18 protein-coding genes and 1 tRNA gene are annotated in these 18,317 nt (G+C 63.9%); 6 read left to right on the top strand and 13 right to left on the bottom strand.

Going from position 1 to position 18,317, the window contains the following annotated elements; translation table 11 throughout:
* Nucleotides 1-15 precede the first annotated feature (15 nt).
* Together ACP156_RS01025 and ACP156_RS01020 are read left to right on the top strand one after the other, a co-directional pair.
* Nucleotides 16-444: a DUF4345 domain-containing protein gene (locus ACP156_RS01025; RefSeq protein ID WP_425049424.1), complete on the top strand. Its 429-nt coding sequence runs from the start codon at nucleotides 16-18 to the stop codon at nucleotides 442-444.
* Between the two features lie 68 nt (nucleotides 445-512).
* Nucleotides 513-1,022, top strand: coding sequence for a DUF1772 domain-containing protein (locus tag ACP156_RS01020; protein ID WP_425049423.1), 510 nt, complete (start codon nucleotides 513-515; stop codon nucleotides 1,020-1,022).
* 118 nt (nucleotides 1,023-1,140) lie between these two features.
* Here ACP156_RS01020 and ACP156_RS01015 read toward each other — a convergent pair whose 3' ends face one another.
* Nucleotides 1,141-1,344 (bottom strand): hypothetical protein, encoded by a 204-nt coding sequence (locus ACP156_RS01015; protein WP_425049422.1) that lies wholly within the window; start codon nucleotides 1,342-1,344, stop codon nucleotides 1,141-1,143.
* Nucleotides 1,345-1,653: 309 nt separating this feature from the next.
* Between ACP156_RS01015 and ACP156_RS01010 the strand changes: the two genes are divergently transcribed.
* Nucleotides 1,654-3,090 carry a calcium-binding protein gene (locus ACP156_RS01010; protein WP_425049421.1) on the top strand — a complete coding sequence of 479 codons (1,437 nt, stop codon included), beginning with the start codon at nucleotides 1,654-1,656 and terminating at the stop codon, nucleotides 3,088-3,090.
* A 143-nt stretch (nucleotides 3,091-3,233) separates the two neighbouring features.
* Here ACP156_RS01010 and ACP156_RS01005 read toward each other — a convergent pair whose 3' ends face one another.
* The 11 genes from ACP156_RS01005 to ACP156_RS00955 all read right to left on the bottom strand — a co-directional run bounded on the left by ACP156_RS01005 (nucleotide 3,234) and on the right by ACP156_RS00955 (nucleotide 14,493).
* Entirely contained in the window at nucleotides 3,234-3,437 is a 204-nt protein-coding gene (locus ACP156_RS01005; protein WP_425049420.1) for a hypothetical protein, read from the bottom strand.
* 512 nt (nucleotides 3,438-3,949) lie between these two features.
* Nucleotides 3,950-4,153 carry a hypothetical protein gene (locus tag ACP156_RS01000; protein ID WP_425049419.1) on the bottom strand — a complete coding sequence of 68 codons (204 nt, stop codon included), beginning with the start codon at nucleotides 4,151-4,153 and terminating at the stop codon, nucleotides 3,950-3,952.
* Nucleotides 4,154-4,675: 522 nt separating this feature from the next.
* The gene (locus tag ACP156_RS00995; RefSeq protein ID WP_425049418.1) at nucleotides 4,676-4,879 is read right to left on the bottom strand and encodes a hypothetical protein; all 204 of its coding nucleotides are present in this window, start codon (nucleotides 4,877-4,879) and stop codon (nucleotides 4,676-4,678) included.
* Between the two features lie 225 nt (nucleotides 4,880-5,104).
* On the bottom strand, nucleotides 5,105-6,163 hold the full coding sequence (locus ACP156_RS00990; RefSeq protein ID WP_425049417.1) for an ABC transporter ATP-binding protein: 1,059 nt from the start codon (nucleotides 6,161-6,163) through the stop codon (nucleotides 5,105-5,107).
* Between the two features lie 4 nt (nucleotides 6,164-6,167).
* Entirely contained in the window at nucleotides 6,168-7,010 is an 843-nt protein-coding gene (locus tag ACP156_RS00985; protein WP_425049416.1) for a carbohydrate ABC transporter permease, read from the bottom strand.
* Nucleotides 7,010-7,951 carry a carbohydrate ABC transporter permease gene (locus ACP156_RS00980; protein WP_425049415.1) on the bottom strand — a complete coding sequence of 314 codons (942 nt, stop codon included), beginning with the start codon at nucleotides 7,949-7,951 and terminating at the stop codon, nucleotides 7,010-7,012. Before ACP156_RS00980 ends, ACP156_RS00985 begins: the two co-directional genes overlap by 1 nt.
* Nucleotides 7,948-9,198, bottom strand: a complete 1,251-nt coding sequence (locus ACP156_RS00975; protein WP_425049414.1) for an ABC transporter substrate-binding protein — start codon at nucleotides 9,196-9,198, stop codon at nucleotides 7,948-7,950. Before ACP156_RS00975 ends, ACP156_RS00980 begins: the two co-directional genes overlap by 4 nt.
* 63 nt (nucleotides 9,199-9,261) lie before the next feature.
* Nucleotides 9,262-10,410 carry an aminotransferase class I/II-fold pyridoxal phosphate-dependent enzyme gene (locus tag ACP156_RS00970; protein WP_425049413.1) on the bottom strand — a complete coding sequence of 383 codons (1,149 nt, stop codon included), beginning with the start codon at nucleotides 10,408-10,410 and terminating at the stop codon, nucleotides 9,262-9,264.
* Nucleotides 10,407-11,114, bottom strand: coding sequence for a FadR/GntR family transcriptional regulator (locus ACP156_RS00965; RefSeq protein ID WP_425049412.1), 708 nt, complete (start codon nucleotides 11,112-11,114; stop codon nucleotides 10,407-10,409). The genes ACP156_RS00970 and ACP156_RS00965 overlap by 4 nt, the downstream gene beginning before the upstream one ends.
* A gap of 261 nt (nucleotides 11,115-11,375) precedes the next feature.
* Nucleotides 11,376-13,937, bottom strand: coding sequence for an HWE histidine kinase domain-containing protein (locus ACP156_RS00960; protein ID WP_425049411.1), 2,562 nt, complete (start codon nucleotides 13,935-13,937; stop codon nucleotides 11,376-11,378).
* Complete coding sequence (locus ACP156_RS00955) at nucleotides 13,924-14,493, bottom strand: biliverdin-producing heme oxygenase (RefSeq protein ID WP_425049410.1); 570 nt, start codon at nucleotides 14,491-14,493, stop codon at nucleotides 13,924-13,926. Before ACP156_RS00955 ends, ACP156_RS00960 begins: the two co-directional genes overlap by 14 nt.
* Before the next feature lie 241 nt (nucleotides 14,494-14,734).
* On the opposite strand from ACP156_RS00955, the gene ACP156_RS00950 reads away from it, so the two are divergent.
* The 3 genes from ACP156_RS00950 (at nucleotide 14,735) to ACP156_RS00940 (ending at nucleotide 16,905) form a co-directional block, all read left to right on the top strand.
* Nucleotides 14,735-14,950 carry a hypothetical protein gene (locus ACP156_RS00950; RefSeq protein WP_425049409.1) on the top strand — a complete coding sequence of 72 codons (216 nt, stop codon included), beginning with the start codon at nucleotides 14,735-14,737 and terminating at the stop codon, nucleotides 14,948-14,950.
* A gap of 86 nt (nucleotides 14,951-15,036) precedes the next feature.
* Nucleotides 15,037-15,112, top strand: a tRNA-Ala gene (locus tag ACP156_RS00945).
* A gap of 170 nt (nucleotides 15,113-15,282) precedes the next feature.
* Nucleotides 15,283-16,905: an alpha-glucosidase gene (locus tag ACP156_RS00940; protein ID WP_425049408.1), complete on the top strand. Its 1,623-nt coding sequence runs from the start codon at nucleotides 15,283-15,285 to the stop codon at nucleotides 16,903-16,905.
* Between the two features lie 58 nt (nucleotides 16,906-16,963).
* On the opposite strand, the gene gltX is transcribed toward ACP156_RS00940, so the two are convergent.
* Nucleotides 16,964-18,286: a glutamate--tRNA ligase gene (gene gltX / locus ACP156_RS00935; RefSeq protein ID WP_425049407.1), complete on the bottom strand. Its 1,323-nt coding sequence runs from the start codon at nucleotides 18,284-18,286 to the stop codon at nucleotides 16,964-16,966.
* Nucleotides 18,287-18,317: the final 31 nt, after the last annotated feature.

Raw genomic sequence — 18,317 nt, 5'->3', positions numbered from 1 at the left:
CGGAAAGGACACCCCATGACCCTGACAGGTTTCGAGAAATTCACCCTCGGCATCGCCGGAATCACCGCGCTGTCGATCGGCGCCTATATCCTCGCCGCACCACACGCCTTTTATGCCAGCTACGGCATCGCCCTTGGCAATGACGCCAGCCTGCTTAGCGAGTTACGCGCGCCCGCTGCGGGGCTTGCGGTTTCGGGCGGCCTGATGCTGGCGGGGATTGTCCGCCGCGCGCTGGCGCAGGTGGCGGTCATGCTGACGTTGATCGTCTACACCGCCTTCCCGGCGGGACGCCTTCTGGGGCTGGCACTCGACGGCATGCCCTCGGGCGGCATCCTCGGCGCGCTGGCGGTCGAAGTCGCAATCGCCGCCCTGTGCCTTTTCGCCTTCCGCCGCCGCATCGGGCTTGCGCCTGCGTCCAGCACCCCCCGTGCGCTTGTTCAGTAGCCGCATCCGGCCGGCGGGCGGGACACCCCTGCCCGCCGCGCATCCCCAAAACAAAGGAGTCTCCAGGAATGTCCGCGTTTTTCCAAACCCTGACCCCGTTCGCCGTTCTGGCCTATGCCTTCGTCGGCGGCGTCTTTCTTGCGTTTTCCGATTTCATCATGCGCTCGCTTGCGCTGACCAGCGGCACCGGCGGAGCGGAAGCGATGCAGGTCATCAACCGCGAGGTCTTTCGCTGGGTCTTCATGGCGCTGTTCCTCGGCATGGCCGCCGTCTCGCTGGGCTTGCTTCTGTACGCCGTATTCGTGCTGGAAGGTTCGGGGAAGCTGCTGATCGCGCTGTCCGCGCTTGTCTACCTGTTGGGCTGCTTCGCCGTCACCGTGTTCTTCAACGTCCCGATGAACGAGGCGCTGGCGGGCATGGACCTGTCCTCGGACCGCACCGGCGACTACTGGACCGGAATCTACCTGCCGCGCTGGACCTTCTGGAACACGGTTCGCACCATCGCCTGCGCGCTGTCCGCCGCCTTGCTGCTGTTCGGCCTTCTGTCGCTGGGACAGCCGCAGGGACCGGGCCTCTGATCCCCGTCGAAACGCATGGCTCGGCCTGCAAAAACGAGAAACCCGCCGGTCCCGGATGGGATGGCGGGTTCGAAACGTCTGTCACCTGCGACCGGCGTGATGCCGGTTGCGCGCGTTCTCAGGCGCGAAAGTCCGAGGCAAGGACCAGTTCGCCGGCTTCGTAGGCCTCGGCCAGAGCCATCAGGTACTCGCGGCGCTGGCGCGGCGGATGCGGCATGCCGGGCACGACGGGCATCTGCGCGGCGCGCAGGGCTTCAATGCGATCGGCCAGCGGCTGATTGACGACGTCGGCAACGGTGAAATCACGGGCAATCATGGTCATCTCTCAATCACTCCAATCGAATGAACGGCGGTGCCGGCAGAACGGGCCGGCAGGCCGAAGGTTGTCTGGTGGGGCTTCACGAACACGCGCTTACAAGGTTAACCGCCCCTTGAGACACTTATTACGCGAATTAATCGCATCAGCATACATATCCCTTTGTACAGGTCCTCTCCCGACGCTGGTCGGTCGCTCTTCCGACAGCGGGCAAACGCCGGCGCTTTCCGTAAGGAGAATTAAATTCTTGCAGGCCGCTCTGACCTAACGTCAGATTTCGCGCATTTCCGGCATTGATTCAAAGGACGAAAAACCATGGCGACCTTGCTGACAGGCAATATCACGACCACCACGTCAATCGCGGATGGAGAGGACGTCTTCCTGTCACCGACTGCGACCGTAAACGCCGCTGCGATCCTCTTTGATTTCGCCGATCTCGCCACGGGAACTTTGTCCATCGCCGGTATGGCAATCACGTCGAACGGCGACGGCGTCCGGATGAACGGCGACGACACACTCACCGTCACGTCGACCGGCAGCCTCTATGCCATGGGCGGCGATGGGGACGCGATCGATGTAACCGGAAGCAATAACACCCTCATCATCTCCGGCTACGTGTATGGCGCCGATAACGGCGTGATCGACTTCAGTTCGGACGGCAATGAAACGATCATAACATCGACCGGCACCATCCGGGGCGGCGCGAACAATGGCGGCCTTTCCGGAGATGCCGCGGCCTTCGCAACCCGCGGGCTCACCCACACCTTGCGCAATGACGGAACTCTGATCGCAGAACTGAACCCGGGGACCGGGCGCTATATCGCCGTCGCGAACGCCGAGGCTGGCGACGGAGACGCCAATTTCAACGACAGCTTCGACGCCGCCCTGACTTTCATCAATACCGGTCTCGTCATCGGCGACGTTCTGATGCAGGCCGGGGATGACGTGTTCGACGGGCGCGGCGGCACGGTTGAAGGCGGCGTGTACGGCGGGCTTGGCAATGACCTGTATATCGTGGACGACAGTGCGGCCTCGTTGTTCGAAGCCCCCGGCGGCGGTGTCGATACCGTCCAAAGCACGGCCAGTTTCGCGCTTGGTGGCTTCTTCGAGAACCTGACGCTGCTGGGGTCCGACGCCATCGACGGCGCAGGGAACAGTTCGCGGAACATCATGACCGGGAATGCGGGGGCCAACGCCCTGTACGGCAACAACTCTCGGGACACGATCGATGGCGGCGCGGGCGCCGACACCCTCGATGGCGGCCGTGGCGACGACTATATGCTCGGCGGCGAGGGCAACGACGTGATGTTCGGTCGCGCGGGCGTCGACATCATGGATGGCGGCGACGAGGACGATTTCATGTTCGGCGGCATCGGCAACGACATCATGAGCGGCGGTAAAGGGAATGACACGCTGAAAGGCGGCGCGGGGTCGGACACGATGGACGGCGGCGCGGGGCAGGATGTCTTTCTGTTCTGCAAGGCCTCGGACAGCCCGGGCGGCGGATCCGACCTGATCAACAACTTCGAGGTCGGCCAAGATACGCTGGACTTCAGCGCGCTGGCTTCCGGTGTGATGGATGTCAACATCCTTGGCGGCCTCTCGGGCGGCGGGCAGGCCAGCCTGCGGACCTTCGAGAACTCGTACGGCGACACCATTGTCTTCGTTGACGCGGATGGCGACGGCGGGTCCGATATGCGGATCGAGGTAAATCTCGTCACCGGCCTGACCGAAGCAGACTTCTTCGCCTGAGACCGGGCGGACAGCACGAAAAAACCGTCGATCCGGATGCGGATGACGGTTGCGTCAGGTTTCGGATTGTCTGGAGGCTCTCGGCAGCCCGCCCCCCCGGTCTTCGGGGATTGGCGGGCCGTCGTGGCTCTCGCGCGCGTCTCTTACGCGCGCGGGTCGGTCGCGAGGACAAGATCGCCGGCTTCGTAGGCCGCGGCGAGGGCCATCAGGTAGTCACGACGCTGGCGCGGCGGATGCGGCATGCCGGCGACAACAGGGGTTTGCGCGGTGCGCAGTTCTTCAAGCAGGTCGGCCAGCGGCTGATTGACGGCTTCGGCAGCGACGAATTCACGGGACAGCATGGTCATTATGCAAACACTCCGATCAGGATGAGGAAGAAACCGATTTCAACGATCGGCAGGCTGAAGTTCTTGAACAGGGACATTCCGGCACTCATTCACTTGTCTAACCACCCCACGCCTCATCTTATAGGCGAATAAATCACGCGGGCATACATACCCCTTAGTACAGGCATTCTGCGGCGCGAACCGGACCTAGCGTCACAATCTGGACTTTATTCATACATTTAAGGGGGATAAGTTCGCGAAATGCGGCAGAATTGCGGTGTTTGGGGCGGCATTTGGACCGGTGCAAGGTGCCGCCTAGCGCAGGTCGCGAATCTGTTTTTACGGCGCATCCGGCGCTTGGAAACGGCTCCCTCACCCCGCGAAACTCTACCTAGACGTGCAGGCACGTAAAAAACCGTCGATCCGGATGCGGATGACGGTTGCGTCGGGTTTCGGATTGTCTGGAGGCTCTCGGCAGCCCGCCCCCCGGTCGTCGGGGATTGGCGGGCCGTCGTGGCTCTCGCGCGCGTCTCTTACGCGCGCGGGTCGGTCGCGAGGACCAGGTCGCCGGCTTCGTAGGCCGCGGCGAGGGCCATCAGGTATTCGCGGCGCTGGCGCGGCGGGTGCGGCATGCCGGGAACGACGGGCATCTGCGCGGCGCGGAGTTCTTCGAGGCGGGCGGCCAGCGGCTTGGCGACTGCTTCGGCGGCGACGAATTCATGGGACAGCATGGTCATCACGCAAACACTCCGATCAGGATGAGGAAGAAGCCGATTTCGACGATCGGCAGGCTGAAGTTCTTAAACAGCGACATCTGGTGTACTCACTTGCTTCGATGTTCGCCCCACAGCTTTTTTCTAACCTAGTTAATCACATCCGCATACATACCCCTTAGTACAGGTGCTTCGTGGCGAAGACCGCACCTTCGGCCCAGTTCTGGACATTATTGTTGAACTTCATGGGGTTCAGCTGTCCCATTCTGGCCGAATTGAGACATCTGGGGCGGGAAATGGACCGTTTCGGCCGGGCGCGTCACACAGGCCGCGAATCCGCAGGGTGATGCGAGTCGTTTCGGCCCCCTGCTGCGCAGCGACTGGTTTCAGCCAGCGCTTTCCTCCCCGGCGTTGCAGGCACGAAAAAACCGTCGATCCGGGTGCGGATGACGGTTGCGTCAGTTTTCGGATTGTCTGGAGGCTCTCGGCAGCCCGCCCCCCGGTCGTCGGGGATTGGCGGGCCGTCGTGGCTCTCGCGTGCGTGTGTTACGCGCGCGGGTCGGTCGCGAGGACAAGATCGCCGGCTTCGTAGGCCGCGGCGAGGGCCATCAGGTATTCGCGACGCTGGCGCGGCGGGTGCGGCATGCCGGGAACGACGGGCATTTGCGCGGCGCGCAGTTCTTCGAGGCGGGCAGCAAGCGGCTGGTTGACGGCCTCGGCGGCGACAAACTCACGGGACAGCATGGTCATCACGCAAACACTCCGATCAGAACGATGAAAAAGGCGATCTCGACGACCGGCAGGCTAAAGGACTTGAACAGCGACATTTCTTTCACTCACTCGTTGGTTAAGCACCCCACGGCGCACGTCTTAAGCGAGTTAATCACCTGCGCATACATATCCCTTAGTACAGCTATCCTTTCGGATAGCCCTACGTCATATCGCACTTAAATTATTGTAAATCAGGGACTTAAACTAACCCAGGGGCACGTTGCGCACCAAGGCGACGCCATCGGCCCCGAAAAAATGTCGCTTCCCAGGGTTGTAACGTAGCGTCACCTGTTCGCCGGGCTTCAAAGCGACGTTGCCACTGACACGCACCAGAAGCGGCCCGACACCCTCGATATCCGTGTAAATATTGGTGTCCGAGCCCAGACGCTCGACCAACTGCGCCGTCGCTGTAACGTCGCCCTCGCCTTCCACGATATCGATATGTTCTGGCCGGATGCCCATGTAGCGCGCGTCTGCGGGGCCCGGAATCACGAATCCGTTGCCCAGACGAACGCCGCCCTCGGCCGGAGTGACCTCGAACACGTTCATGTTGGGCGAGCCGATGAACTGCGCGACGAACAGGTTGGCAGGCGTCTCGTAAAGCTCCAGCGGAGATCCGACCTGCTGGATGTCGCCGCCGTTCAGCACGACGATCCGGTCGGCCAGCGTCATCGCCTCGACCTGATCGTGGGTGACGTAGACCATCGTCGCACCCAGCCGCTGATGCAGCTTGGCGATCTCAAGCCGCATTTCGACCCGCAGGGCAGCGTCGAGGTTGGACAGCGGTTCGTCGAACAGGAAGGCTTTTGGGTCGCGCACGATGGCGCGGCCCATCGCGACGCGCTGCCGCTGGCCGCCCGACAGCGCCTTGGGGAAACGGTCCAGCAGCTTGCCAAGGCCCAGCGTCTGCGCCGCCTCGGCCACCGGGGCCTTGCGCTTGGACGCGGGCTCGCGCCGGATCTCCATCGAGAAGCCCATGTTCCGCTCGACCGACATATGCGGGTATAGCGCGTAGCTTTGGAACACCATCGCGATGTCCCGGTCACGCGGCGCCACATCGTTCATCGGCTTGCCGCCGATGGTGAACTCGCCGCCCGAGATCGGCTCCAGCCCCGCGATCATGCGCAACAGGGTGGACTTGCCACAGCCTGAGGGGCCGACCAGCACGACGAATTCGCCGTCTTCGATCTTCAGGTCGATGTCGCGCAGAACCTCTGTCGGGCCATAGGCTTTGCGAACGGATTTCAGCTCCATCTCGGCCATCGGATTATCCTTTCACGGCGCCGCTGGTCAGGCCCTGAACAAGGTACCTTTGGATGAACAGGAAGAAGAGACAGGACGGGATCAGCGCCAACACGCCGGCGGCCATCATCTGCCCCCAGTCGACGGAGAACTTGCTGACGAAGGTCAGCAGCCCCACCGGGAAGGTCATCGCGTCGTTCGAGTTGATCAGCATGAGGGCGAACAGCAGTTCGGACCACGCGGCGGTGAACACGAAGCCCAGCGTCGCGCCAAGGCCCGGCAGCGTCAGCGGCAGGATCACTTTCCACAGCGCCTGAAACCGGGTGCAGCCGTCGATCATCGCGGCCTCTTCAAGGTCCTTCGGGATGCCGTCGAAGAAGCTTTGCATCAGGAAGGTCGCGAAGGGCACGTTGAACGCGGTGTAGACCACGATCAGCGAGGTCAGCGAATTCAGCATCCCCAGCCCGGCCACGATCTTGTAGATCGGCGCGATGATCATCAGCAGCGGGAACATCTGGGTCAGCAGCATCAGCACGATCACCCAGCGTTTGCCGCGGAAGTGAAAACGCGAAAAGGCATAACCCGCGGCGGCGGCGACCAGCGCCGTGATGGCCGCGGTCGACAGCGACACGATGACCGAGTTCTTGAAGTAGGCCAGAAAGTCCGACGCGAAGATCACGGCGCGGAAGTTCTCGAACGTCAGTGTCGAAGGCCACAGCGCGGTACCTTCGGAATAGATCATCCGGTCGGGCGTCAGCGCGATCTTCAGCAGCCAGTACAAAGGGAACAGCGCGAAGATCACGTAGGCCGCGACGGCAAGATACTTGCCGGCCACCGTCAGCGGGGAGGGTCGGGACAGGCTTGTCATCAGGTCTTCACCAGTTTCGCGCGGATGAACAGCAGGATCGCGGCATAGACCAGCAGCACCGCCAGCAGCGCGACGGCGATGGCCGAGGCATAGCCGAAGTCCAGCTTCCGGAACGCCGTCGTGAAGATGTATGTCGACAGGATCTGCGTGGAGTTGGCGGGCCCGCCGCCGGTCATGACAAAGATCAGGTCGGCGAAGTTGGCGATCCAGATTGCGCGCAGCATCACCGTGATCGCAATCATCGGCCCAAGGAAGGGCAGCGTGATCTTGGTGAAGCTCTGCCAGCGCGAGGCGCCGTCGATCTCGGCCGCCTCGTACAGTTCGTGCGGGATGGATTGCAGCGCGGCCAGCAGGGTGATCGCGAAGAACGGAACGCCGTACCAGACGTTCGCCATGATCGGTCCCCACATCGCCGTGTCGGGGTTCGACAGGATGTTGTAGGGCTCGTCGAGGATACCCATCGCCGCCCACCAGTGCGGCAGCGGCCCGATCACCGGGTTCAGAAGCCACGACCATGTCAGAGCGATCAGGAAGGTCGGAACGGCCCACGGCAGGAACACCAGCGCCTGAACCACGCGCTTGCCGTGAAACGGCCGCGACAGCAGCAGGGCCAGCCCGAGGCCAAGAAAGAACTGAAGCGTCACCGAGCCGAAGGTCCACCAGAAGGTGTTGCTCAAGGCGAGCCAGAATTTGCGGTCATCGCCGAGATCGGCGAAGTTCTCCAACCCGACATAGCCGGTGTCGAAGGGGCGCAGCAGGTTAATCGACTGCACCGAATAGGAAATCCCGATGGCCAGCGGTATCAGCATCACGAAGCAGATCAGCAGAACCGCCGGTGACAGGTACATCCAGGGCTCTACCGCATAGCGCAGATAGGCCCGGCCAAAGCGCGACCGGGGGATGCCCCCGGTCGCCTCAGTTGTGTCCGTGAGTGGAGTCACTTCGCCGCCTGATACTTCTCGTACTCTTCGGTCAGGAACGCGGCCCATTCGTCGGCCATGTCCTGGGCGGAGATTTCACCCAGCAGCGCCTGCTGGGACGTCTCGAGCGCGATCGAGTCGGCGAAATAGCCGAAGCCCTCGAGGTACGTCGGCATGGTCAGCGGTTCCCATGCCGGGTCGTTCAGTTCCGTGAACCAGCCCGAGAACTGTTCGGACTGGAAGTACGGGTCCTGGTCGGCGCCCTTGTGGATCGGGATCACCCCCACCCGCTTGGCCCAGGTCTTGTTCTGCTCGGGGCTGGACAGGTGCGCGATCAGCGACCATGCCTCGTCCTTCGCGGCAGAGCTGTCGAACGCTGCCCAGCCGGCATAGCCGATGGTCGGGAACGACTTGCCGTCCGGGCCCTTCGGCATCGGTGCGACGGCGAAGCTTTCGGCGTCCATCCGGTCGGCCACGGCGATCAGCGCGTCCGGGTCCTGGTCGAGGAAGGCGCAGGTGCCGGAATAGAAGCCCGCGACGATCTCGTTGAAGCCCCACGATACGGCGTCACGCGGCGCAAGCCCGTCCTGATAGATGTCGATCAGGAACTGAAGGCCCTCGACCGCCTTGGGCGAGTTGATGGTGGCCTTGCCTTCCGCGTCGAAGAAGTCCGACGAGCCCATCATGTTCGCGGCCATCATCATCCAGCCGTTCAAACCGCCGGGACCGCCGCGCAGGCAGTAACCGTACTTGCCGTCCAGCTCGGACACCTTGGCGGATGCGTCACGGAACTCTGCCATCGTTTCCGGCACGCTTTCCACGCCGGCCTCGGCCAGCAGGTCCTTGTTGTAGAACATGGCGCGCAAGTAGAAGCCGTAGGGGATTTCCTTGAACGACCCGTCTGCGGTGGCCGAGCCCATGTTGACCGTTGTCTCGGTCAGGGTGTCGGCATGTTCCCAGCCGTCGAAATAGGGCTGCAGGTCCATCAGCTGCGGGCCGTACAGCGCCAGCCAGCGGTCCGGCATCTCGACCACGTCGGGGATATCGCCGCCCGCGACCATGGTCGCGAACTTCTCGAACGCCTGTCCCCACGGGAGCGAGACGATCTCGACCGTGTTGCCGGTCTCTGCTTCCCACGCCGAGACCATTTCCGTCAGCGTCTCGGTGCGCTCGGGGCTGGTGATCACCTCGACCAGCTTCAGGTCGGCCGCCTGCGCGCCGGTGGCGAGCAGCAGCGCAAGCGCAGTGGTTCCTGTCAGTCTTCTCATTCTTCCTCTAGCTCCCTGTTGAATGGGGTTTGTTGAATACGGAGCCTTTGCGGCCCTTCTTGTTCAGCTTCCGGCCTTGACCAGAGCGGATTCGAAATCGGCCCAAAGCGCCTCGGCGTCCTCGAGACCCAGCGAGATGCGGACCATCGTGTCGGGCACACCGAAGGCTTGCAGCGAGTTCTTCGGACCGGCCTGCGCCAGCGTGATCGCGGTCGGCACGATCAGGCTTTCAAAGCCGCCCCAGCTGACGCCGTAGTGGAACAGGTTCAGCGCGTCGGCGAATTTGCGGACGTCGACGTCCTTGGTGAACTCGATCGACATCAGGCCCGAGCGGCCCTTGAGACCGGGCACCGAGTTGGGGCCGGGCGAGTTGACGGCCACGACCTCGGGCCGCGCGCCAAGCCGGTCGACGAACAGATCGGCGGTCCGCTGGTGCTCGCGCATCCGGGCGGGCAGCGTGCGCAGCCCGCGCACCAGCAGCCACGCCTCGAACGGCGCCAGCTTGCCACCCAGCAGCGGCAGGGTCAGGTCACGGATGCGGGCAATGTGTTCGTCGGACGCCACGACCACACCGGCCACCGTGTCCGAATGTCCGCAGATGTATTTCGAGGCCGAGTGCAGCACGATGTCGATGCCCAGCGCCAGCGGGGTCTGGAACACCGGCGTCGCCCAGCTGTTGTCGACCACCGTAAGGCAGCCATGCGCCTTCGCGTGATCCGCCACCTTCCGCAGGTCCATCACCTGCATCATCATCGAATTCGGGCTTTCCAGATACGCCAGCGCCGCGCCCTTCAGCGTGTCCGGGTTGTCCTGCAACTCGGTCACCGAGTGATACGTGACCTCTACGCCCCACGGGCCCAGCATTCGCTCCATCAGCCGGTAGGCGTCGGGGTAGACGTGCTCGACGCAGGCCAGACGGTCGCCCGGCTTCAGGAAGGCGAACAGCACCGACGAGATCGCCGCCATGCCGCTGGCGAAGCCCACCGCGGACTCGCCGCCTTCCAGCTTCGCCATCATCTTCTCGAAGGCATCCTGCGTCGGGTTCTGTACGCGGGAATACAGCGTGCGGTTGCCCTGCCCCGACATCCGCGCCTCGAAGGCCGAGAAGTCGTCGAAAGTGAACAGCGACGATTGGTAAATCGGAGGTGTCACCGATCCTTCGCCGCCGCCGAACGGCTGGGCCAGGAAGGTATCGATGCTGTCGTCGGTCATGCGTCGGTCTCTCCGATCTTTGCCTGCGTGGCCTTTTCCACGAGGTCGAGAATCTGGTTCATGATCCGCGCCGCCTCGTCCGCGTCGCCGTCGCGGATCGCCTCGGCCAGCGGCCGGTGCAGCGGGATCGTGTCGGTGCCAAGCTGCGGTTCGCCGAACGGCGCCTCGTAAACGGCGTGGAATGCGTGCTGCAACTGATCGACCAATTGCTTGTACAGCGGGTTGCCCGTCGCATCGTGGATCGCGGCGTGAAACGCGTGGTCCTGCGGGCGCCAGTCTTCCCCGGCTTCCAGCGCGTCCATCAGTTCGTACATGCGGGTCATGATCTCGTGCCGCTGGCGTTCGTCGGCGCGCAGGGCGGCCAGCCGGGCCGAGTCGACTTCCAGCGGGCGGCGCACTTCAAGCGTCCGCATCAGGCTTTGCGCCTCCAGCGAGATCGACAGCGGGAACTGCATCGACTGAGCGTGGATCGGGGCGCGCAGCACGGTGCCCGCGCCCTTGTTCCGGGTGACGATGCCCATCGACTGCCATGACCGCAGGGCCTCGCGCACCGTCGAGCGGCCGACGCCAAGCTCGCGCGCCAGTTCGATCTCGGGCGGCAGCCGGTCGCCCACGCCGATGCCGCGGGCAACGATCATCTCGGCCACCGCGTCGAGAACCTCGCGCGGTTTGCCGGATCCAAGTTCGGGGGTGTCGTCGCTCATGGCCTGACCGTCTCACAATGTCCGACAAAGTCAATCCACTTTGTCGGACAAAGATTGAAACTATGTCAGACGTAATGACATGGACGGAAAAAATTAAAAACGTTCAGCGGGTTGGGGTCAGGCAAGAGCGCCGGGGCGCGGCGCGCTATTTGGCAGGGCGACTCCGAACGCACCGCGAAACGAAAAAGCCGCCGGGCATTTCGCCGGCGGCTTTGATCGGTTCCGGCCAGCGCCGGAAGATTCGCGTTGTCGTGGCAGAGGTCAGAAAAGCTCTGCCAGTGCCTCGCCGATATGTTCGATGGTGTAGGGCTTCTTGAGGATCGGCACGTCCGGGAAGGACTCGACGATGTCGTCGCTGGCGCCATAGCCGGTCGCCAGCGCGAATTTCACGCCCAGTTCGCGGCACCGTTCCGCGATCGGCAGCGAATTCTCGTCACCAAGGTTCACGTCAACAAGGGCGAACACTGGGACGGTATCGTCCAGCGCCTTCAGCGCGTCGGCCACGCCCGCCACCGTGCGCACCGAAGACGCGCCAAGATGTTCAAGCATGTCGGCCGCGTCCATCGCGATGATCATGTTGTCCTCAACCACCATCGCGGGACCGGTCAGGCGACCGCTTGGCACAGGTGCGTCCGTGGTGTCGCCAGCATCGCCATCGGCTTGCGCTTCGGCAGGTTCGGCATGCGCCGTCGGGATGCCGAACTGAGCCTCAAGGCCCGTCACCTTGTACTCGACATGCGCAGTGCCCTTCAGCTCGAACGGCACCGAGCGTTCGATAATCGTGGTGCCGAACCCTTTGCGGGTGGGCGCCTGCACCGGTGGGCCGCCTTTCTCGCGCCACCCCAATTCGGCGCCACCATCGGGGCGCTGCGTGATGAGGATCTCGACCGAGCCAGAGCTATCGCTGAGCGCGCCATACTTCGCAGAGTTGGTCACCAGTTCGTGCACCACCAGCGCCATCGTGGTGAACGCCGTCGGCGACAGGTCGACGTCCGGACCCTGAATGTGCACCCGTTCGGCCTTTTCCGACAGGAAGGCGCGCACCTCGGTCCGGATCAGCGACTTTAGCGAGACCCAGTGCCATTCCTTCTGCGTCAACTGGTCGTGCGCGCGCGCAAGCGCATGGATGCGGGCGTCCAGCACCTGACCGTAGGCCTCGATATTCGTCGCATCGCCCTTGCCCTGGCTCACAAGGCCACGGATCAGGTTCAGGATATTGCGCACCCGGTGGTTCAGTTCGGCAATCAGCAGTTCCTGCTGGTCGTTCGCCTTCTGACGCGCGTCCGCCGCCTCGTCGGTCAGCTTCAGAACGATCTCCAGAAGCGTCACCCGCAACGTATCCGCCGCCCGGCGTTCGCCCGGTTTCCACGCGGCGCTGTGGCCCTTCACGACCTCCTGCCACGCCTCGAAGCTCTTGCGCGGGGTAAGCCGTACACCATTCGGCCCAAGCTCCGCCGGTTTCTCCGGGTTGCCGGCCCATGTCACCGTCCGCGCCACTTCCTGCCGGAACAGCACGATATAGTCGCGCGGAGAGCGCGAGATCGGCAGCGCCAGCAGACCCGCCGCGCGCTCTGAGAAATCCGCGCCACGCGGGTAACGTTCAGAGATGCAGTCGGTGGCGTAGACTTGGCTCATCTGCGCGGTGTTCAGGAACCGCGCCAGTCCAAGAAACTCTTCCTCGGTCGGCGCCAGACCCCGTGCGCGGTAGTGGCCGTTCGAGAAGATGGCGATACCGTCGAAAGGGATCACGTCAGCCATCTCGCGCGCGACGAAATCGAACGTGTCCATCAGGTCCTGACCGTCGGACATCTGCGCCAGAACGCGGTCGTGCATCCCCCGCGCGCGGTCGATCTCGGCCAGTTCGGCATCGGTCTCGGCCTGTGCCAGCTCGTAGTTGAACAGCTGCGCGAACAACTCGACGGCGCTGCGCAGGTCGTAGCCGATGTAGAACGGCGAATAGTGGTGGCAGGCGAACAGGCCCCACAGCTTGCCACGCCGCAGGATCGACACCGAAAGCGACGCCCCCACGCCCATGTTGCGCAGGTATTCCAGATGGATCGGGCTTACCGCCCGCGTCGCCGCCAAAGACAGGTCCAGCGGCTTGCCGTCGGGACCGACCGCGGGAACCACCGGCGAGGGCGTGTCGTTCACATCGGCGATCAGCCGCAGCGGGCTGCGGGTGTAAAGCTCGCGCGCCTGCTTCGGGATGTCGCTCGCCGGGTAGTGCAGGCCGAGGTACGACTCCAGCTGCGGTTCCCGCGCCTCGGCGATGACCGTGCCGCTGTCGTCCTCTTCGAACCGGTAGACCATGACCCGGTCGATACCGATCAGCGCTTTCAGACCGCGGGCCGCGTCATGCGCCATTTCCTCGACCGTGCGATTGCGCTGCACGCGGGAAATCAGACCCTGCACCATCGCCATTTCGCTGCCGTCGGCCGCGTCTCCGGCGCGGGGCTCGAACTCGAAGATGTAGAAATGCCCGGACCTGTGCAGTGACGCGTCGAACAGGCGGCCGTCTTCGAACACGTCCAGAGCAAAGATCCGGCCCACGCTGTCGCCAGCGTCGAGAAGCTGCAGCTTGGATCGCAGCAGGTGGACGGTCTGCATGGGCAGGAATTCAGTCAGCGGCACACCCAGAACGGCGTCGGGGTCGAGACCCAGCATGTCCTGGCAGTTCGCCGAAAGATGCGCCACGAACCAGTCCGGAGACACCGCAAGAAGACAGCCGTAGGACTGCACCCGGCCAAGCACATGGATCGGCTCGCGATCGCAGTTGGTCAGATCTACTGCGAACTCGGTCGCACCGCGATCAGGTGAATTCATCGATGGGTCGTCCTGCCTTCAGCGCCATACCTGCGCAGTCATCGTAAAGTGTGAAAAGCGCACGCACGTCGCGCACCATGCGGTCCGCAAAGTCGCCTTCTCCCGCCATCTCTCCGGTCTCGACGCAGAAAGCGCGCCACAGATCGGGCCGGGCGGGGGTGTCGAAATATCGGCTGGCCCGCTGCACCAACGGGTCGGCCGCATCGGCCCAGTGCCGGCGCAGCACCGCCGTTCCCAGCCGCGAGCCAAGCACGACGTAATCCATCGCAAGTGCATGCACCTCGACCACCGGGCCACCCGGCAATTCGTCGACGCCCAGCACCGCAAGGTCCAGCCGCAGGCAGGCAAGCAGATCGTCCGCAAGGTCCGCCGAGCGCGCCACGCCCTCAGAGATGCGGATGCAGGGCAGCGCTGCCGCCTGCAACTGCAGGAAACGCGACAGACCGTCGGGGGACCGAAGATCCAGTTCCGACAGCCTTGCATCCAGCGCTTCGTGTTCTTCCCGCGTGCCCACCCTGAGACGGGTGCGCAAATTCTCGTCGTGAGACACAGACAATCCTAACCCCGGCATTATCGCCGTTAGAACATGCGTTAAAATCGCCCCCAGGCAAGGAAAATGAGACAAAAAACATTGAATTGAAAGCAAATTTCCGGGTCGTGCTCGGCCTCACCGGAATTACATAGGGTTTTCGCATGGATACGGCATGTCCGCACACCCGCCTGGGCGTGCCCCCCCCTGGCGGATGTGCATTTACAGCCCGATGGCGTCGGCCGTCGCGGCACTGTAGAACGGCGGCATGAGACAGTTCTTCGACCTGCAACACCCGTTTTTTCTTCCCGTCTGGCGGCGCGTCGGGACGGAGGCGGCCTGTCTTGGCTGGGGCGGTCTGGAACTGGCAATGGGCCACCCCGGCTGGGCGGCCATTTTCGCGGTCATCGGGCTGTTCTGTCTGTGGGAGTTCTTCATCGTCTGGGACGACGAAGCAGTCCGCGCGCGGGCCAACGAAGACTGACCCTTTCTGGCCTTGCCACGTGGCCCCGACAGCGGCGCCCGCACCGCTTGACACCGCCCCCGAAAACCGACACATAGCGCGCCAGTGGGGCCGTAGCTCAGTTGGGAGAGCGCGTCGTTCGCAATGACGAGGTCGTCGGTTCGATCCCGATCGGCTCCACCATTTCCTCCCACCGCCCGCCGTCTCTGACCGTTCCGGTCACGCCCGTTTCAAAGGCGGAGCCCCGGCGCTTTCACGCAAAACTGAACGGCGCTGTGCATCCGCGGTTGATCGGCGCTTCGGTTTCCTTTTGTCTCGAACCTGACACCGCCCGTATCCCACGGGGAATCCGAATGAATCCCACCGCGGCGGTCTGGAAAGAGACAGCGATGACCGATGAGAACTGGTGGCGCGGATCCGTCACCTACCAGATCTACCCGCGCTCCTTCATGGACAGCAACGGCGACGGTGTGGGCGACCTGCCCGGCATCACCGAACGCCTGCCTTACGTGGCCGACCTTGGCGTCGACGCGATCTGGCTGAGCCCGTTCTTCACCTCTCCGATGCGCGATATGGGCTACGACGTTGCCGACTATCTCGGGGTAGATCCAGTCTTCGGCACGCTCGAGGATTTCGACGCCATGGTGCAGGTGGCGCATGACCTTGGCCTGAAGGTGATCATCGACCAGGTGCTGTCGCATTGCGCGGACCAGCACCCGGCTTTCGAGGAATCCCGCAGCTCGCGCGACAACCCCAAGGCGGATTGGTTCGTGTGGTCCGATCCCAAGCCGGACGGGTCTGTCCCGAACAACTGGCAAGGGATCTTCGGCGGTCCGGCGTGGGAATGGGACACGCGGCGGCGGCAGTATTACTTCCACAACTTCGCCAAGGAGCAGCCGGACTTCAACTTCCACAACCCCGAGGTCCAGGACTTCCACCTCGACAACATGCGCTTCTGGCTGGACCGCGGCGTCGACGGGTTCCGGCTGGACACGGTGAACTACTATTTCCACGACGCCCGCCTGCCCGACGACCCGGCGGACCCGGTGAAACGCGACAGCCCGGCGAACAAGCCCTACGACATGCAGTATCACCTGCATTCCAAGAACCAGCCCGACAACCTTGATTATCTCAAGCGGATGCGTGCGCTACTGGACGAATACGACGCCCGCGCCATGGTGGGCGAAGTTGGCGACAGCCATCATTCCATCGACCTGATGGGCCAGTACACGCGCGGCCAACGGCTGCACATGGCCTATTCGTTCGAACTGCTCGGCCCGCCCTTCTCGGCCGAGTTCTTCCGCTCGCGGATCGAGGCCTTCTTCAAGGGCGCGCCCGATGGCTGGCCGTGCTGGGCTTTCTCGAACCACGACGTGATGCGCCACGTGTCACGGTGGACCGAACACGGGCCCACGACCGCCTCGGTCGCCAAGGTCGCGGCTGGGCTGCTGCTGACCTTCGAGGGCTCGGTCTGCATGTACCAGGGCGAGGAGCTGGGGCAGGTCGAGACAGAGCTGGAATACCACGAGCTGACTGACCTCGACGGCATCAACTTCTGGCCCGAGGTGAAAGGCCGCGACGGCTGCCGCACGCCGATGGTGTGGGACGGCAAGGCGTCGAACGGAGGCTTCTCGACCGCGAACAAGACGTGGTTGCCGGTGAAACAGCCGCAACTGGATCGCGGTGTTGCGCAGCAGGGCGAAAACAGCGTGCTGACATTCTACAAGGCGATGCTAGCCCTCCGGAACGCAGAGCCTTCGCTGCGGACCGGACCGCAAACGTTCCTGGATGCAAAAGAGCCGGTGCTGGCCTACACGCGTGGAGACGACATCCTGTGCGTCTTCAACCTGTCGGGCGACAAGGCAAGCTACACGCTGCCGGGCAAGGCCGAACCGCTTCTGTCGGAAGCGGCAGAGGTGACTGGCGGAAAGCTTGCGCTGGGTCCGAACGGCGTGATGATCGCGAAGCTGGGCTGACGGCCCGAAACACAAAGTCCCGGGCTTGGCCCGGGACCCCTGTTACCCAAGCGCGGTTTCAGAGCTTCGGAGCGGTCTGCAACAGCGGCAGCACATCCGCCATTTCCGGGCCGCGCGCGCGGCCCGTGATGGCAAGGCGCAGCGGCATGAACAGCTGCTTGCCCTTGCGGCCGGTCTTTTCCTTGACCTCGGACGTCCATGCGCCCCACGTCTCGGGCGTGTAGGGCAGCGGCGGCAGCATCGCGAAGGCTTCGCCAACAAATGCGCGGTCCTCGTCGGAAAGTTCGGCCCCTTCCGCGCCCTTGCGGAACAGATCCCACCAGCCGGCCATGTCCGCCTTGACGGTGATGTTCTCGCGCACGACGTTCCAGAACTGCTCGGCCAATTCGTCCGGAACACCCAGCGCGCGCACGTCGGCGGCGACCGCCTCGTAGGGCAGCGACGCAAGATGGCGGGCGGTCAGCGGGAACAGGTCCTCGACGTCGAACTTCGTCGGGGCAGAGCCGAAGCGGGTGATGTCGAAGCCCTCGACCAGTTCGTCCAGCGAGCCGCGAAGCTCTACCGGGTCGGACGAGCCCAGCCGCGCCATCAGCGACAGCAGCGCCATCGGCTCGACCCCACGCTCGCGCAGGTCGCGCAGCGCCAGAGTGCCAAGGCGCTTGGACAGCGCCTCGCCCTGCGGGCCGGTCAGCAGCGAATGGTGCGCGAAGGACGGAGCGGTGCCGCCCAGCGCCTCGATGATCTGGATCTGCGTCGCGGTGTTGGTCACGTGGTCCGAGCCGCGGACGATGTTGGTGACGCCCATGTCCATGTCGTCGACCACGGACGCCAGCGTGTACAGCACCTGACCGTCGCCCCGGATCAGCACCGGGTCCGAAACCGAAGCCGCGTCGATCGAGATGTCGCCAAGGATGCCGTCCGCCCACTCGATCCGCTCGTGGTCCAGCTTGAACCGCCAGTGGCCCGAGCGTTCCGCGCGCAGCTTCGCCTTCTCGTCGTCCGACAGCGCCAGCGCGGCGCGGTCATAGACCGGCGGCTTGCCCATGTTCAGTTGCTTCTTGCGCTTCAGGTCCAGTTCGGTCGGCGTCTCGAACGCTTCGTAGAACCGGCCCTTCGCCCGCAGTTCGTCCGCCGCCTCGGCGTAGCGGTCCAGCCGCTCGGACTGGCGCTCGAAGCGGTCCCACGTCAGGCCCAGCCACTCGAGATCCTGCTTGATGCCGTCGACGTATTCCTCTTTCGACCGCTCCGGATCGGTGTCGTCGATCCGCAGGATGAAGGTGCCGCCGGCCTTGCGCGCGATGAGGTAGTTCATCAGCGCCGTGCGCAGGTTGCCGATGTGGATGTAACCCGTGGGGGACGGGGCGAAACGGGTGATGGTCATGGCGCGTGATCTCCTTGCGCGCTCCTCTGTC

The sequence above is a fragment of the Psychromarinibacter sp. S121 genome, assembly GCF_049801035.1.
In the GTDB taxonomy this organism is placed as follows: domain Bacteria; phylum Pseudomonadota; class Alphaproteobacteria; order Rhodobacterales; family Rhodobacteraceae; genus Psychromarinibacter.
This window is presented reverse-complemented; position numbering and strand designations above follow the sequence as displayed.